The 14991-nt window shown below is 70.5% G+C and carries 14 protein-coding genes; 10 read left to right on the top strand and 4 right to left on the bottom strand.

Annotated elements, in window-relative coordinates; translation table 11 throughout:
- Nucleotides 1-5: 5 nt before the first annotated feature.
- The 3 genes from CJZ98_RS05740 (at nt 6) to murQ (ending at nt 2476) form a co-directional block, all read left to right on the top strand.
- Nucleotides 6-1013 carry a DnaJ domain-containing protein gene (locus CJZ98_RS05740; RefSeq protein ID WP_094589413.1) on the top strand — a complete coding sequence of 336 codons (1008 nt, stop codon included), beginning with the start codon at nt 6-8 and terminating at the stop codon, nt 1011-1013.
- A gap of 90 nt (nt 1014-1103) precedes the next feature.
- Nucleotides 1104-1553 carry a DUF3110 domain-containing protein gene (locus CJZ98_RS05735; RefSeq protein ID WP_094589320.1) on the top strand — a complete coding sequence of 150 codons (450 nt, stop codon included), beginning with the start codon at nt 1104-1106 and terminating at the stop codon, nt 1551-1553.
- Nucleotides 1550-2476, top strand: coding sequence for an N-acetylmuramic acid 6-phosphate etherase (gene murQ / locus CJZ98_RS05730; protein ID WP_198537515.1), 927 nt, complete (start codon nt 1550-1552; stop codon nt 2474-2476). Before CJZ98_RS05735 ends, murQ begins: the two co-directional genes overlap by 4 nt.
- Before the next feature lie 45 nt (nt 2477-2521).
- Here murQ and CJZ98_RS05725 read toward each other — a convergent pair whose 3' ends face one another.
- Nucleotides 2522-3430 (bottom strand): S-methyl-5'-thioadenosine phosphorylase, encoded by a 909-nt coding sequence (locus tag CJZ98_RS05725; RefSeq protein ID WP_094589319.1) that lies wholly within the window; start codon nt 3428-3430, stop codon nt 2522-2524.
- 153 nt (nt 3431-3583) lie between these two features.
- On the opposite strand from CJZ98_RS05725, the gene CJZ98_RS05720 reads away from it, so the two are divergent.
- Nucleotides 3584-4024 carry a peptidylprolyl isomerase gene (locus CJZ98_RS05720; RefSeq protein ID WP_094589318.1) on the top strand — a complete coding sequence of 147 codons (441 nt, stop codon included), beginning with the start codon at nt 3584-3586 and terminating at the stop codon, nt 4022-4024.
- Between the two features lie 98 nt (nt 4025-4122).
- Here the strand turns inward: CJZ98_RS05720 and ribBA are convergent, their stop codons facing one another.
- On the bottom strand, nt 4123-5733 hold the full coding sequence (gene ribBA, locus CJZ98_RS05715; protein ID WP_232756253.1) for a bifunctional 3,4-dihydroxy-2-butanone-4-phosphate synthase/GTP cyclohydrolase II: 1611 nt from the start codon (nt 5731-5733) through the stop codon (nt 4123-4125).
- Between the two features lie 220 nt (nt 5734-5953).
- Between ribBA and argC the strand changes: the two genes are divergently transcribed.
- A complete protein-coding gene (gene argC, locus CJZ98_RS05710; protein ID WP_094589310.1) occupies nt 5954-7018 on the top strand; it encodes an N-acetyl-gamma-glutamyl-phosphate reductase in 1065 nt (354 codons plus the stop codon).
- A 6-nt stretch (nt 7019-7024) separates the two neighbouring features.
- Here the strand turns inward: argC and purN are convergent, their stop codons facing one another.
- Nucleotides 7025-7669, bottom strand: a complete 645-nt coding sequence (gene purN, locus CJZ98_RS05705) for a phosphoribosylglycinamide formyltransferase (protein ID WP_390625481.1) — start codon at nt 7667-7669, stop codon at nt 7025-7027.
- A gap of 56 nt (nt 7670-7725) precedes the next feature.
- On the opposite strand from purN, the gene CJZ98_RS05700 reads away from it, so the two are divergent.
- The 3 genes from CJZ98_RS05700 to CJZ98_RS05690 are packed head-to-tail and all read left to right on the top strand — an operon-like array spanning nt 7726 to nt 10756.
- Complete coding sequence (locus CJZ98_RS05700) at nt 7726-8070, top strand: DUF1257 domain-containing protein (RefSeq protein ID WP_094589308.1); 345 nt, start codon at nt 7726-7728, stop codon at nt 8068-8070.
- 11 nt (nt 8071-8081) lie between these two features.
- Nucleotides 8082-9803: a M61 family metallopeptidase gene (locus tag CJZ98_RS05695; protein ID WP_094589307.1), complete on the top strand. Its 1722-nt coding sequence runs from the start codon at nt 8082-8084 to the stop codon at nt 9801-9803.
- The gene (locus CJZ98_RS05690) at nt 9797-10756 is read left to right on the top strand and encodes an N-acetylmuramoyl-L-alanine amidase (RefSeq protein WP_094589305.1); all 960 of its coding nucleotides are present in this window, start codon (nt 9797-9799) and stop codon (nt 10754-10756) included. Before CJZ98_RS05695 ends, CJZ98_RS05690 begins: the two co-directional genes overlap by 7 nt.
- 38 nt (nt 10757-10794) lie before the next feature.
- Here the strand turns inward: CJZ98_RS05690 and CJZ98_RS05685 are convergent, their stop codons facing one another.
- Entirely contained in the window at nt 10795-11616 is an 822-nt protein-coding gene (locus CJZ98_RS05685) for a helicase DnaB (protein WP_232756245.1), read from the bottom strand.
- A gap of 240 nt (nt 11617-11856) precedes the next feature.
- Here CJZ98_RS05685 and CJZ98_RS05680 point away from each other — a divergent pair, with 240 nt between their 5' ends.
- The gene (locus tag CJZ98_RS05680; RefSeq protein ID WP_094589303.1) at nt 11857-13458 is read left to right on the top strand and encodes a glucose-6-phosphate isomerase; all 1602 of its coding nucleotides are present in this window, start codon (nt 11857-11859) and stop codon (nt 13456-13458) included.
- Between the two features lie 107 nt (nt 13459-13565).
- Complete coding sequence (locus tag CJZ98_RS05675; RefSeq protein ID WP_094589297.1) at nt 13566-14897, top strand: DUF2252 domain-containing protein; 1332 nt, start codon at nt 13566-13568, stop codon at nt 14895-14897.
- The last annotated feature ends 94 nt before the right edge of the window (nt 14898-14991 follow it).

The following is a 14991-nucleotide window of genomic DNA, read 5'->3' as shown; positions in this document are numbered from 1 at the left end:
TGCCCATGCGGGCAGGAACATCGTCGATCGAGGCCCCTGACCTCTGGGCCGTGCTCGGCCTGGAGCCCGGCGCCGATGCCGGCAGCCTGAAGCGGGCCTTCCGCCAGCAGGCGCGCCGCTGGCACCCCGACCTCAACGGCAACGACCCGGTGGCCGAGGAGCGGTTCAAGGCCGTGAACGCGGCCTATGCGGTGCTCAGCGATCCAGCGCGCCGGGCCGCCTGGGAGCAGGGGTTGGCGGGTCCGGAGGGCGCCGCCGCTGGCCTCGATCCCTTTGCCACGGGCTTTCCCGCCTTCGAGGATTACCTCGATGAACTGTTCGGTCGCCGCCGCCGGTCCCAGCGGCCCACCGACGGTGGTTGGGCCGGCTCGGACGGGCCCGACGCGGAGGAGCCCGACGTGGCGGCGCAGGGCTATGGGGAGTCGGCAGCCGCCCAGACCCGGACCAGCCCAGCAGCCGAGGCGTCCTCCGGTGGCCCCGTCACCGCGTCGGCTCCCGCGCCGCCGCCGGTGGTGGCCGCCACGGATCAGGAGACCCTGGTGGAGCTCAGTCCCGAGCAGGCCCTGGCCGGCGAACGGGTTGAACTGGAGCTGGCGGACGGCACCGCGATCGAGGTCTGGACCCCGCCCCTCGCCGGTGACGGCTGGAGGCTGCGGCTGGCCGGCGTGGCCCCCGGCGGCGGCGACCACTTCCTGCAGTTGCGGGTGCGCACGCCGGACGGGCTGCGCATCGATGGTCTGCGGGTGCTCTATCAGCTGGAGCTGGCACCGGCCGATGGCGCCCTGGGCTGCCTGGCGGTGGTCCCCACCCTGCAGGGGCCCGTGCAGCTGCGGGTGCCTCCGGGGTCCTCCAGCGGCCGCCTGCTGCGGCTGCGGGGCCGGGGTCTGGAGCGCGGCAGCGAGCGGGGCGACCAGCTGGTGGAGATCCGGCTGGTGGTGCCTGCCGAGCTCAGCGAGGTGGAGGAGGCCCTCTACGGCCGGCTGCAGCAGCTGGCGGCTGAGCAGCAGGCCTGATCCCCGCCACGCAGCCGTTCTCCCCTCGATCGCCGCCACACAGATCGGCGATCGGTGAGACACTGGCTGGGCCCTCCATCGCCCTCCGCCATGCCGGTGCATGTCCTGCTCTTCGATGCCGGGAGCGACAACGAGGGAATCCACTCGCTCGAACTGAACGGCACCACGGTGGTGCTTCTGTTTGAAGACCGCGACGACGCCGAGCGCTACGCCGGTCTTCTGGAGGCCCAGGACTTCCCGCTACCCACGGTGGAGGCCCTCGACCGGGCGGAGATGGAGCAGTTCTGCGTCCAGGCGGGTTACGAGGCACGCTTCGTGCCGGTCGGCTTCCTGCCCCAGTCGCCGGAGGAGCGGCTGCTGATCGCGCCGCCCGAGAAGAACATGGACGTCACCGGCTGGGAGGAACGGGAGGACGGCGAGGCCCAGGCCGGCGGCGCCACCCTGGTGAGCGGCGCCGCCGCGGCGCCCCAGGACGGCCCGATCAGCAGCGGCGATACCGAGCTGGAGGACTTCCGCCGCCGCCTTGAGGGCCTGCTGTGAGCCTGTCCGCGTTCTCCTCCGGCGGCGGCTCCAGCCGCGGCCACCTGCTGACCGAGCAGCCCAACCCCCGCAGCAGCGAACTCGACCGGCTCGACACCAGCCAGCTGGTGCATCTGTTCATCGAGGAGGACCGCCGACCCCAGGAGGCCCTGGCCGGTGCCGCCGCCGGCCTGACCGCCGCCATCGATGCCATCGCCGAGCGGCTGCGCCAGGGGGGGCGTCTCTTCTACCTGGGGGCCGGCACCTCCGGGCGCCTGGGGGTGCTCGATGCGGCCGAGTGTCCGCCCACCTTCTGCACCCCGCCGGAGCTGGTGCAGGGGGTGCTGGCCGGGGGTGCCCCCGCCCTGCTGCGCAGCTCCGAGGGCCTGGAGGATCTGGCCGATGGAGGCCGCGCCGACCTGGAGGCCCGCGGCTTCTCTGGCGACGATGCACTGGTGGGGATCGCCGCCGGTGGCACCACCCCTTACGTCCACGGCGGCCTGGCCTACGCCCGCTCCCTCGGGGCGCTCACGGTGGCGATGGCCTGCGTCAGCGCCGAGCAGGTGCCCATGCCCAGTGACATCGAGATCCGGCTGCTCACCGGCCCCGAGCTGCTGGCGGGCTCGACGCGTCTCAAGGCCGGCACCGCCACCAAGATGGCTCTCAACATCCTTTCCACCGGCGTGATGGTGCGCCTTGGCAAGGTCTACGCCAACCGCATGGTCGACGTGGCGGTGACCAACAGCAAGCTCGAAGACCGGGCCCTGCGCATCCTCGCCGACCTGGCGGGGATGGAGCGGGAGCAGGGGGCAGAACTGCTGGAGCGCAGCGGTGGCTCGGTGAAGCTGGCGCTGCTGCTGGCCCTCACCGGCCTGGAGCCCGAACAGGGCCGGCGGCGCCTGGAGGCGTCCGGCGGTCTGCTGCGGCGGGCTCTGGAGCTCTGAGGCGCACGAACGCGCGAACCGGCTGGTTCGCCCCAGCTGTTGCCCTCAGCCCAGTTCGCCCCAGTAGGGGGCCGTGAACAGGTCCAGCTTGCGGCGGGTTTCCACCGGCACCTGATCCTTGGGGGTCATCAGGGCATCGCGCAGGGCCGAGTGGGCGCTGCTGGCCGGCCTCTGGGCGGCGATCCGCTCGGCGGTGGTGCGCACGATCTGCTGGGCCAGCTCGGCGTTGCTGCGCAGATTGCCGATCACCATCTCCACGCTGACGCTGTCGTGGTCGGTGTGCCAGCAGTCGTAGTCAGTGGCCATGGCGAGGGTGGCGTAGGCGATCTCCGCCTCCCGCGCCAGTCGCGCCTCGGTGTGGTTGGTCATGCCGATCACCGCACAGCCCCAGCTGCGGTAGATGGTCGACTCGGCCCGGGTCGAGAAGGCCGGCCCCTCCATGCACAGGTAGGTGCCACCGCGGTGCAGGCTGCGGCCTTCGGGCATCAGGCTGTCGGCCACATCCGCCAGCAGACGGCTGAGGGTGGGACAGAAGGGATCGGCGAGGGCCACGTGGGCCACCGCGCCCTCGCCGAAGAAGGTGAGCGGACGCTGGTGGGTGCGATCGATGAACTGATCGGGCACCACCATGTCGAGCGGCCGCACCTCCGGCTGCAGCGAGCCCACCGCCGAGGGGGAGAGGATCCAGCGCACGCCGAGGGAGCGCAGGGCCCAGATGTTGGCCCGATAGGGCACCTCGGAAGGGGTGAAGCTGTGGTGGCGGCCATGGCGCGCCAGGAACACCACCTCCATGCCGCCGAGCCGTCCGAGCCGCAGGCTGTCGGAGGGCGGGCCGAAGGGGGTGTCGAGGCTGATCTCCTGGATGTCCTCCAGCCCCTCCATGGCGTACAGCCCGCTGCCGCCGAGCACCCCGAGGCGGGCCTGGGTGAGGTCGAGACCGGGGCTGAAGCTCATCGGCGTGGGGGCGCGGCGACCGCGCGAATGCTGGGTTCCGTTCTACCGGACAGGGACCACCGCTGAACGCCCCTGAGCCGGCGAGGGGCCGGCGGGCGCTGCCCTCCAGCGCGGGGCGACGCGCATACTTGGGGTCGTTTGAAGGACGCAGCTGTGACCAAGGCCGTGATGGACACCGATGCCGGCCGCATCGAACTGGAGCTGTTTGACGCCGACGCCCCCAACACCGTGGCCAACTTCGTGAAGCTGGCCAAGGACGGCTTCTACGACGGTCTGGCCTTCCACCGCGTGATCCCGGGCTTCATGGCCCAGGGCGGCTGTCCCAACAGCCGCGAAGGCGCCCGCGGCGTGGCCGGCACCGGCGGCCCCGGCTACCAGATCGACTGCGAGATCAACGCTCAGAAGCACCAGGCCGGCACCCTGGCCATGGCCCACGCCGGCCGCAATACCGGCGGCTCGCAGTTCTACATCTGCCACGAGGCCCAGCCCCACCTCGATGGCGTGCACACCGTGTTCGGCCACACGGGCAACCTGGATGTGGTGCTGGCCCTGAAGACCGGCACCCGCATCAAGACGGTCACCATCGAAGGCTGAACCCTTCAAAGCCAGGCCCGGGTCGATCCGCTTGGATGGCCTGGGCCCAGGGCAGTGCCGCTCAAGGCCGGCCTGCCCCGCTCAGCACCAGCCCCCGGTCAGCACCAGCGGATCAAGGTGCCCGGTGCCATGCGCAGGGTTGGCTGCTCGGCGGCGAGTTCCACCAGGGGTCGACGCTGGGCCTCCAGCGTGTTGCTGGGATGGGTGGTGCGCTGGCTGTCGGGGGCAAGGAGCAGGCTCACGCTGGCGGTGCCGGGCCAGGTGGCCATGCGGTGCAGGGCCTCCGCCAGCCCGGGTTCGGAACTTCCCACCAACAGCACCGCCAGGCTGGGCTGATCGAGCAGCGCCAGCACCCGCGGGTGCTCCTCCAGCTCCAGTTCCATGCCCTGCTCCGCCGCCCAGGAACGCAGCTCCTGCCAGTGGCCGGTCAGCTGGCTGGGTTCCAGCTCACCCGTGCCGCCCCATCGCCAGGCGAGCACCGCCGCCGGACCCAACCGGCAGCTCAGGGCGGCCTGGCCCGGTGCCGCGTCGCCGCAGGAGCTGTCGCTGCTGGGGCCATCCATCAGGTGGCCGAGCTTGGCCTGCTTGGTCTGCAGGTAGGCGGCGTTGTGCAGGCCGGGATCCATCACCAACGGCACCCGGTCCTCCACCTGCAGGCCGTAGCCGCCCAGACCGGCGATCTTGCGCGGGTTGTTGGTGATCAGCCGAAGCCGCTGCACGCCCAGGTCGCTGAGGATCTGGGCCCCCACGCCATAGCTGCGCAGATCGGCGGGGAAGCCGAGCCGTTCGTTGGCCTCCACCGTGTCGAGGCCGCCGTCCTGGAGCGAGTAGGCCCGCAGCTTGTTGATCAGGCCGATGCCGCGCCCCTCCTGGCGCAGGTACACCACCACCCCCTCGCCGGCGGCCTCGACCATACGCAGCGCGGCCTCCAGCTGGGGCCGGCAGTCGCAGCGCAGCGAACCGAAGGCGTCGCCGGTGAGGCACTCGCTGTGCACCCGCACCAGCACCGGACCCGTGGCGGCTTCGGGATGGCCCTTGACGATGGCGACATGCTCGCTGCCGTCGAGCTCGTTGCGGTAGCCGATGGCCCGGAACTGCCCGAAGGTGCTGGGCATGGCGGCCTCGGCCTGGCGCCGCACGAAGCGCTCGGTGTCGAGCCGGTAGCGGATCAGATCGGCGATGTTGATCAGCCGCAGGCCGTGGCGGCGGGCGTAGGCCACCAGCTGGGGCAGCCGCGCCATCGAGCCGTCCACGTTCTGGATCTCGCAGATCACCCCGGCCGGATACAGCCCCGCCAGGCGCGAGAGATCCACGGCCGCCTCGGTGTGGCCGGCGCGCTTGAGCACCCCGCCGGGCCGGGCCCGCAGCGGAAAGATGTGGCCGGGGCGGCGCAGGTCCGCCGGCTGGGTGGCCGGATGGATCGCCACCTGGATCGTGCGGGCCCGATCCTCGGCGGAGATGCCGGTGGAGACACCGTTCTCCGGCCCCGCATCGACGCTGACGGTGAAGGCGGTCTGGTTCTCATCGGTGTTGCGGGCCACCATCAGCGGCAGCTCCAGGGCATCGAGCCGCTCCCCCTCCATCGCCAGGCAGATCAGGCCCCGGGCCTCGGTGGCCATGAAGTTGATCTGCTCGGGCGTGGCGAACTGGGCGGCGCAGATCAGGTCGCCCTCGTTCTCGCGGTTCTCGTCGTCCACGACGACCACCATCTCGCCGTTGCGGATCGCGGCCAGTCCATCGGCGATCGAGTCGAAGGCGATCGCCCGGCCGCCGTTGGCGGCCGGCGCGCTGTCCGTGGCGCTAGGGGTGCTGGAGGGGCTGGCGCTCAAGGGCGGGCTCGGCAGGTGGGCGGACCACGACCACCCGGAGTCGGATGGCGCTGCCACTTTTATAAAGCCCGGTACAGTCGGCCGTTCCCGAGCCTTCGGCATGGCCAGCCAGCGCGTCGCCGTGATCGGAGCCACCGGCTACGGCGGCCTCCAGACCCTGCGCCTGCTGCAGGGCCACCCCAGCCTCAGCGTGACCTATCTGGGCGGGGAGCGCAGCAGCGGCAAGCGCTGGAGTGAGCTCACCCCCTTCCTGCCCCTGCCGGGCGATCCGGTGGTGCAGAGCCCGGAGGTCGACGCCATCGCCGAGGCCGCCGACCTGGCGGTGCTGAGCCTGCCCAACGGCCTGGCCTCCACCCTGGTGCCCGGCCTCCTGGAACGCGGCGTCAAGGTGGTGGATCTCTCGGCCGACTACCGCTACAGCTCCCTGGGCCAGTGGCAGGAGGTGTATGCCTCCGAGGCCCGCCACTTCCCCCGCAGCGACGCGGACCTCTGCGCCGAAGCCGTCTATGGCCTGGTGGAGTGGGAGGAGGAGCGGATCCGCACGGCCCGGCTGGTGGCGGCCCCCGGCTGCTTCCCCACCGCCAGCCTGCTGGCCCTCACCCCCTTTCTCAACCAGGGGCTGATAGAGACCGGTGGCATCGTGATCGATGCCAAGAGCGGCACCAGCGGCGGCGGCCGTGCCCCCAAGGAACACCTGCTGCTGGCCGAGGCCTCCGAGGGGGTGGCGCCCTATGGCGTGGTGGGCCATCGCCACACCAGTGAGATCGAGCAGCTCTGTGGCCGTGCTGCTGGCCAGGCGGTGCAGCTGCAGTTCACGCCGCACCTGATCCCGATGGTGCGGGGCCTGCTGGCCACGGTCTACGGCCGCCTCAAGGATCCAGGCCTCAGCGCCGACGATTGCACCACCCTGCTGGAGGCGGCCTACCGCAAGGCCCCCTGCGTGCAGGTGCTGCCGGTGGGCACCTACCCCTCCACGAAGTGGGTGCGCCAGACCAACCGGGCCCTGCTCTCGGTGCAGGTGGATCCGCGCACGGGCCAGTTGATCGTGATGAGTGCGATCGACAACATGATCAAGGGCCAGGCCGGCCAGGGGGTGCAGTGTCTGAATCTGCTGGCGGGCCTGCCGGCCGAGACGGGCCTGCCGCTGCTGCCCTTCTACCCCTGAGCGGGGCTAGGTCAGGCCCAGCCGTTCGCTCGCCAGCTGCACCGCCAGGGGCAGGATGCGGTGCTCCTGCACCTGGATACGCCGGGCCAGGGCGGCATGGTCATCGCCGGACTCCACCGGCACGGCGGCTTGCACCAGGATCGGCCCCCCATCCACCTCCAGCCGCACCAGGTGGGCCGTGCATCCACTGAGGGTGACCCCCGCCGCCAGGGCCTGGCCCACGGCATCCACGCCACGGAAGCTGGGCAGCAGCGAGGGGTGGATGTTGACCAGCCGATCGGGGAAGGCATCGATCAGGCGCTGGGTGACGATGCGCATCCAGCCCGCCATGACCACCAGATCGGCACCGACTGCCTGGAAGCAGGCGGCCAGGCCGTCGTCGAGGGCCTCGCGGCTGGCGGCCTGGCGGTGGTCGAGCAGCTGAACGGGAACGCCGAGCCGCTCGGCCCGCGCCACCGCACCGCAACCTGGGTTGTTGACGGCGAGAAGCACCACCTGGGCCGCCAGCTCGCCGCGGCGGCAGGCCCCCACCAGGGCTTCGAAGTTGCTGCCGTTGCCCGAGGCCATCACCCCCAGCCGCAGGATCCGGCCGGCATCGGCCCCGGCCGGGGCCAGTCCATCCCCCGGTTGGATCGGCCGCTGTGGTGACAACGGCCACTGGACGGCAAGGCCCGGATCGCTAGGGTCTACCAAAGGGCATCGCCTCCATGTCCCATCTCTCCATCCTGCCCACCGTCCTCCGCGACGCCGACCTGCTGGCGGAGGCCCTGCAGGATCTGGGACTCGATCCCCAGCGGGGCGGCAGCCTGCGCGGCTTCGCCGACGAGCGGGTGACGGTGAGTCTGTGGGTGCGCCTTGGCGAGGGTGAGCGGCTTGGCTGGCGGCCCCAGGGCGATGGCAGCCTGGCCTTGGTGGGCGATCTGCAGCGCCTGGGGCGCTCCCGCCCCCTGCAGCAGCTGATCGGCCGCATCACCCGCGCCTACGCCACCCGGCTGGCCCTGCGCGAGGCCGCCCGGGAGTTTCCCCAGGCCCAGGTCGAGCTGGTGGCCTGAGCGCGCTGCCCGTGGTCGACCTGCTTCTGAACCTTCAGGCCCCCCACCGGCACCTGGTGGAGGTCACCCTGCGCCTGGTGCCCCGCACGCCGGTGTTGCGGCTGCGGCTGCCCGCCTGGACCCCCGGCTCCTACCTGATCCGCGACTACGTGCGCCAGCTGGAGGGCCTGGAGGCCCACCAGGGCCAGCGGCGCCTGGCCCTGCGCCGGCTGGAACCCTCCTGCTGGGAGCTGGTCTGTGATCCCACAGCCGGCGCCCTGCAGGTCCGCTACCGGGTGATGGCCAGTGAGCTCACGGTGCGCACCTGCCACCTGGACAGCGAGCACGGCTTTCTGGCCCTGGCGGCCGTGGTGCTGGAGCTGGAGGGGGAGCGCTGGTCGCCGCATCGGCTGCGGCTGCAGCTGCCCGAGGGTTGGCGGCCCTTCCTGACCCTGCCCCAGCAGGCCGATGGCAGCTGGCTGGCGCCCGATTTCGATGCCCTGGTGGACAGCCCCCTGGAGGTGGGTCCCCACCGGGAGCACCGCTTCGAGGTGCGGGGAGTGCCGCACCGCTGGGTCACCTGGGGTGGTACACCCGAGCAGGGCGACTGGCTGCTGCAGCGCTTCCCCACCCTGCTGGACGACGTGGCGGCCGTGGCGGAGAGCTGCTGCCGCCTGATGGGATCCGGCCCGCCGCCCTGCCGGGACTACCTGGTGGTGCTGCATCTCATCGACGACGGCTACGGCGGCTTGGAGCACGACCACGGCACGGTCCTGGTCTACGGGCGACGGGCGCTGGAGACGCCGGACGGTCTGCGCAAGCTGCTGCAGCTGTTCGGCCACGAATACCTGCATCAGTGGAATGTGCGGCGGCTGCGGCCCGCCGAGCTCACGCCGATCGACTACCAGCGGCCGCCGATCGTGCCAACGCTCTGGTTCGCCGAGGGGATCACCAGCTACCTCGATCAGTTCCTGCCCCTGCTGGCGGGACGCTCCACCCCCGCGGAACTCCTCGGGGACCAGGGCGAGGACCTCAGCCGCTACCGACTCACCCCGGGCCGCAGCGTCCAGAGCCTGCGGGAGAGCAGCCAGGAGGCCTGGGTGAAGCTCTACCGCGCCGATGCCTACGCGGCCGACAGCCAGATCAGCTACTACCTCAAGGGTGCCGTGCTGGCCCTGGTGCTCGACCTCCACCTGCGCCGCCACGGCTCCTGCCTGGTTGCGGTGCTGCGGAACCTGTGGCAGGGGTTGGGCCAGTGGGGCCGGGGCTACCGCGAGACGGATCTTCTGGCGGCCTTCGCCGCCGCCGCACCCGACCTGGCCGCGCTGCTGCCCGCCTGGCTGGATGGCCTGGAGGATCCCAACCTGGATGGCTATCTGGCCGATGCGGGCCTGCAGCTCAGTGCCGTGGCGGCGCCGCACCCCTGGATCGGTCTGGTGGCCCGCAGCGAGGCAGGCCAGCTCATGGCCAGCCGGGTGTATCGCGATGGCCCCGCTGAGGCGGCCGGCGTGATGGTGGGTGACGAGCTGCTGGCCTTGGAGGGTCGGCGCCTGCGGGAGCCTGAGCAGCTGGGCAGCTGGCTGGCCGCTGGCCAGGAGCAGGAGCTGCTGATCTGCCGCCGCGGCCAGCTGCGGTTCCTGCAGGTCCAGGCCCAGCCGCCCCGCACCGAGCGCTGGAAGCTGGAGGAGCAGCCCCAGGCCACGCCCGAAGCCCGCGAGCGACGCCAGCGCTGGCTGGGGCTGTTGCCATGCTGAGCCGCGCTCCGTGGTTGCAGCGGTTGCGCTGGCAGCGGCTCCTCGGGGAGCTCGCAGCGCCGCGTCGCCGCCTGCGGCTCCTCTCTCGCCAACTTGAGCCCCATCGGCACTGGCTGCTGCCTCTGGCGGCAGGCCTGGCCTTGAGCGGCCTCGGCCTGGGCTGGATCGGGCGGGATCTGGGCGGCGGCGGCGAGATCGGCCAGCGCCCGTCGCTGCTGGAGCAGTTGCGCCAGATGGGCCGCCCTCCAGCCACGGCTCCCCTGGGCCGGGCTCCGGCCCCGCCGACCCAGGCCGCCTGGCGCAGTCCACTGCGGCGCCAGTGTCAGGGGGTGGACCGCGGCCTGCAGCAGCGGCTTCAGGCCCAGCTGGCCAGCCTGCCCAGCCGCCGTAACGCCGTTCGCATCGACCCCAGCAACTACGGCGAGCGCTTCCGCGAGGACGCCTTCGGCAATCCCCTCGATCCCACCCCCAGGCTGGTGGTGCTGCACGAGACTGTCTACGGCCTGGGCTCGGCGATCAACACCTTCCGCACCCCCCATGCCAACGACGACGACCAGGTGAGTTATCACATCCTGATCGGCGAGGATGGCCGCGTCGTGCAGGCCGTCGATCCCGGGCAGCGGGCCTTCGGTGCGGGCTATTCGGCATTCAACGGCGCCTGGGTGGTGAGCAATGCGGCCCTGGCGGGATCGGTCAACAACTTCGCCCTGCACGTGAGTCTGGAAACGCCGCTCGACGGCGAGCACGACGGTCCATCCCACAGCGGCTACAGCCAGGCCCAGTACGACGCCCTTGCCGTGGTGCTGGCGGACTGGATGGGGCGATTCCCCATCCCGGCCACGGCGGTCACCACCCACAGGCACGTGGATCTGGGGGGAGCCCGGGCCGATCCCCGCAGCTTCGATTGGCGGGCCCTTCAATCCCGCCTGGCGGCCCTCGGCAAGCTCTGCTGATCGCCCGGCCGACGCCGCGCGGTCAGACCCTGGCCAGGTCAGATCAAGGGGGAGAGCGGTTCGCGCTGCTGGCCGTAGATCACGCCGTGCAGTTCGGGGTCCTGCATGTAGCGCAGGATGCGGGTGGGGTAGTCGAGCTTGCCGTTGTGTAGGTAGGCCAGGGTGGCGACCGTCTTGGCGTGGCGTGGCAGGCGGCTCACGTCATGGGTGCGGATCGGGTTCTGGGGGAGTTCTCGCAGGATGCGCTGCAGCTTGCCGGCAAGCAGAGCCACGTTGCGTTCCGGGTCCAGAAGCTGGTCCCGGGCCGCCTGGATCTCCTCGGGGGTGGCGTCGGGACGCAGCAGGCCCTGCTTGACCATCTCGCTCAGGCCCAGCTGGGCCGGCCCGTGGGTGCTGAACAGGCCGGAATGGGCTGCGATCGGCAGGTCCTCGCCCGGCTTGGCGTGCTGCATTTCATCGAAGAGGATCGCCGCCAGCAGCATCGGGTTGATGCCCGTGCGACGGCCCTCCCGCAGCACGTAGGGCTGCAGGCCCTCCAGACGGCTGATCGTGTGGCTGCGCAGGGGGGTGAGCTGGTCCACGCCGCTGGTGAACAGCTGGGCCAGCCGCGGCTGGGGTCCGTGGACCCCGAACCGCCGCTGCAGCTCCTTCAGCTCGCCCGGGCTGAAGCTGGCCGGGTTGGGCCGCTGCCCTTCATTGACCAGGCCGCTGTTGGCGTCAGCGGCGGAACTGACGGCGAGGCTGGGGCCGCTGATCAGGGTTCCCGCACCGGTCTGGGGAGCCTGGGCAGAGCCCAGCAGGGCACTGGAGGACACCAGCAGTCCAATCCACAGGCGCCGCCGCAGGCTGGACAGGCTCATGGGGGCTTTCCAGCGCTGGGGCGCGGCGGGGCGGCGCGGCACGGAAAGCTTTCTCACGAAATGACGCAGCAATTCTACGGACTTCTTTCATCTTCACCAATCACACAGGACGGTTGTGTGGCGGTCCACACAGTCCCAGCCCAGACCCGGATTTTTGAACGGATTGCAACCTGCGGCGCTTTGCCATGGGACCGAACACGGATAGCGTCGCCCTGCCTCGACACGCCACCGCCCGGGCCCATGACCTTTCTCCCCGCCACCGCCGGCGCCGGCCCCGAGGCCCTCTGGCGGCGGTTCTGCGGCCTGCTGTGGCACGATCCGGCCCTGGGCTTCTGGCTTGATCTGAGCCGCATGGCCCTCGATCCGGAGCGCCTTGAGGCCCTGCGGCCCCGGTTCGCCGGCGCCTTCGAGGCCATGGCGGCCCTGGAGGCCGGCGCGATCGCCAACCCGGATGAGGGGCGCCAGGTGGGCCACTACTGGCTGCGCAGCCCCGAGCTGGCGCCGGATGCTGCCGCCGGTGACCACATCCGCGCTGAGGTGGACCGGATCGAGGCCTTCGGCCGCGATGTGCAGGCGGGGGTGATCGCCCCGGCCCCCGGCAAGCGCTTCACCGATGTGCTCTGGATCGGCATCGGGGGCTCGGGCCTGGGTCCGGTGCTCATGGTGCGGGCCCTGCAGGATCCGGGCTCCGGGCTGCCCTTCCACTTCTTTGACAACGTCGATCCCGACGGGATGCGCCGCACCCTGGCGGCCCTCGGCCAGCGGCTGCAGACCACCCTGGTGGTTGTGGTGAGCAAATCCGGCGGTACCCCCGAGCCCCACATCGGCATGCTCCAGGCCAAGCGGGCCCTGGAGGCCCATGGCGGCAGCTGGGCCCGCCAGGCCGTGGCCGTGACCATGCTCGGCAGCCGCCTGGACCAGGAGGCGGAGGCCGGCGGCTGGCTGGCCCGCTTTGACATGTTCGACTGGGTGGGTGGCCGCACCAGCGTCACCAGCGCCGTGGGCCTGTTGCCAGGTGTGCTGATCGGCGCCGACATCCGCGCTTTCCTGGCCGGTGCCGGCGCCATGGATGCCGCCACCCGCGTAGCCGAGCTGGAGGCCAATCCCGCTGCCCTGCTGGCGGCCGCCTGGTACGCCGCCGGCGAGGGCCAGGGCCGCCGCGACATGGTGGTTCTGCCCTACCGGGACCGGCTGGAAGTGTTCAGCCGCTACCTGCAGCAGCTGGTTATGGAGAGTCTGGGCAAGAAGCACGACCGCGACGGCCAGGTGGTGCACCAGGGTCTGGCGGTGTACGGCAACAAGGGCTCCACCGACCAGCACGCCTACGTGCAGCAGCTGCGCGATGGCGTGGACAACTTCTTCGTGACCTTCATCGAGGTGCTGGAAGACCCGGGTGACATCCCGCCGCTGGAGGGCGAGAACCCTGGCGATTTCCTCGATGGCTTCCTGCAGGGCACCCGCGCCGCCCTCACCGAGGAGGGCCGCCAGAACCTCACCATCACCCTGCAGCGCCTGGATGCCCACAGCCTGGGCGCCCTGATCGCCCTGTTCGAGCGGGCTGTGGGGATCTACGGCGAGCTGGTGAATGTGAACGCCTACCACCAGCCCGGCGTGGAGGCGGGCAAGAAGGCCGCTGCGGCCCTGCTGGAGCTGCAGGTGCGGCTGGAAGAGCGGCTGGCGGACGACAGGGAGCACACCCTGGCGGGCCTGCAGGCGGACCTGGAGCTGGAGAGCCCCGAGCCCCTCTACTGGATCCTGCGCCACCTCTGCGCCAACCGCCGCCACATCAGCGCCCGCGGTGACTGGGGCAACCCCGAGAGCCTGGTGTTCCTGCACCACTGAAGCGCTGGCGCTCGCTCGGCCGAGCTCCTCTGGGCACGGCTGCCCAGGCTTGCTAGAGCGCTGGGTGGGTGGCGCCGCTGGGTCCGCCACCGCAACGGGAATCAGCCATGGACACCACAGACGGCCGCCTGATCCGTGCCGATTCCCAGGCCCGCTTCCGCCCGCGGGCCGAGCGACTGGCCGCTGGCAAGGGCCTGCGCCAGACGGTGCCGCGCAAGGCCCATGCCACTTGGAGGCCGGCGCCGGACCGGCCGGATCCGATCGCCACCCTGGAGGAGTCCAGCGCCGGGCGTTTGCCTTCGTTGATTCCGATCCGCTATGGCCGGATGATGCGCAGCCCGTTCACTTTCCTGCGTGGATCGGCGGCCCTGATGGCCTCCGACCTGGCCACGACTGCAACCACGAATGTGCAGGTGCAGGCTTGCGGCGACTGCCATGTTCTCAACTTCGGCCTTTTCGCGACACCTGAACGCAATCTGGTCTTCGATCTCAACGACTTCGATGAAACCCACCCCGCACCCTTCGAGTGGGACCTGAAGCGATTGACTGCCAGCCTTGTGGTGGCGGCTCGCGACTCTCGAATGACTGATCAGGAGGCAGAGGCGGCCGTGCTGGCCTGCGTTCATTCCTATCGAACCAAGCTTCGCGAATACTCCCACCTCAGTCCTCTCGACGTGTGGTACGAGCGATTGGACGCACGTGATCTGATCGCCATGGCGCCGGATGAAAAGTCGAGGAAGTTTCGAGAAAAGCTTGCGCTCAAGGCCCGTAAGCGAGTGATCGACCACCTCTTCCCCAAGATCGTGAGTCAGGTTGGTGGCACCCACCGCTTTGTCGACATGCCCCCGGTGCTGTTTCATGTCGATGATCCTGATTTGGATCAACGCGTCAAGGCAGCCTTGGAAGACTACAGACAGTCGCTTTCGCATGAGCGACAGGTGCTGTTCGATCGCTACAGGCTCGAGGATGTTGCCATCAAGGTGGTCGGCATCGGCAGTGTGGCCACGCGTTGCTGGGTGGCGTTGTTTTTCTCCGAAGACAATCATCCGATGATCCTGCAGATCAAGGAGGCCCGGAGGTCCGTTCTTGAACCCTTCACCCAGCCAAGTGCGTACGACAACCAAGGGCAGAGGGTGGTGGTCGGTCAGCGGCTGATGCAGTCTTCAAGCGACATCATGCTCGGCTGGGTGCGCAGCATCAATGGCGTGGATCTGTTTATCCGCCAGCTGCGCGACATGAAGCTGTCGGTGCCGCTCGAGGGCCTCACGGCCATCCAGCTGGAGCGCTATGCCGACGTCTGCGCCTGGACCTTGGCCCGTGCCCATGCCAAATCGGGCGATGCGGCCATGATCAGTGGCTACTTGGGCAAGTCCGACAGGTTTGATCGGGCCCTTGCTGACTTCGCAGGGGGCTACGCGGATCAGACGGAGCGGGATTGACGTGGACCCCGGAAACCGGTCCAGGGTGAATGAGAGTCCTCATCCGGCCAGACTGGGCCGGGGACTCGACCATGAAACGCACCAGGCACACAGC

The organism is Vulcanococcus limneticus LL (genome assembly GCF_002252705.1).
GTDB lineage: Bacteria > Cyanobacteriota > Cyanobacteriia > PCC-6307 > Cyanobiaceae > Vulcanococcus > Vulcanococcus limneticus.
Note: the sequence above shows the minus strand (reverse complement) of the source record. Positions and strands in the feature narration are given on the sequence as shown.

Bases quoted from the DNA above. Each gene is read 5' to 3' on its own strand.
- CJZ98_RS05725 (WP_094589319.1), bottom strand. From the start codon at position 3,430: ATGAGCTTCAGCCCCGGTCTCGACCTCACCCAGGCCCGCCTCGGGGTG.
- CJZ98_RS05680 (WP_094589303.1), top strand. From the start codon at position 11,857: ATGACCTTTCTCCCCGCCACCGCCGGCGCCGGCCCCGAGGCCCTCTGG.
- CJZ98_RS05685 (WP_232756245.1), bottom strand. From the start codon at position 11,616: ATGAGCCTGTCCAGCCTGCGGCGGCGCCTGTGGATTGGACTGCTGGTG.
- argC (WP_094589310.1), top strand. From the start codon at position 5,954: ATGGCCAGCCAGCGCGTCGCCGTGATCGGAGCCACCGGCTACGGCGGC.
- CJZ98_RS05675 (WP_094589297.1), top strand. From the start codon at position 13,566: ATGGACACCACAGACGGCCGCCTGATCCGTGCCGATTCCCAGGCCCGC.
- CJZ98_RS05700 (WP_094589308.1), top strand. From the start codon at position 7,726: ATGTCCCATCTCTCCATCCTGCCCACCGTCCTCCGCGACGCCGACCTG.
- ribBA (WP_232756253.1), bottom strand. From the start codon at position 5,733: ATGGTGGTCGTCGTGGACGACGAGAACCGCGAGAACGAGGGCGACCTG.
- CJZ98_RS05690 (WP_094589305.1), top strand. From the start codon at position 9,797: ATGCTGAGCCGCGCTCCGTGGTTGCAGCGGTTGCGCTGGCAGCGGCTC.
- CJZ98_RS05740 (WP_094589413.1), top strand. From the start codon at position 6: ATGCGGGCAGGAACATCGTCGATCGAGGCCCCTGACCTCTGGGCCGTG.
- CJZ98_RS05735 (WP_094589320.1), top strand. From the start codon at position 1,104: ATGCCGGTGCATGTCCTGCTCTTCGATGCCGGGAGCGACAACGAGGGA.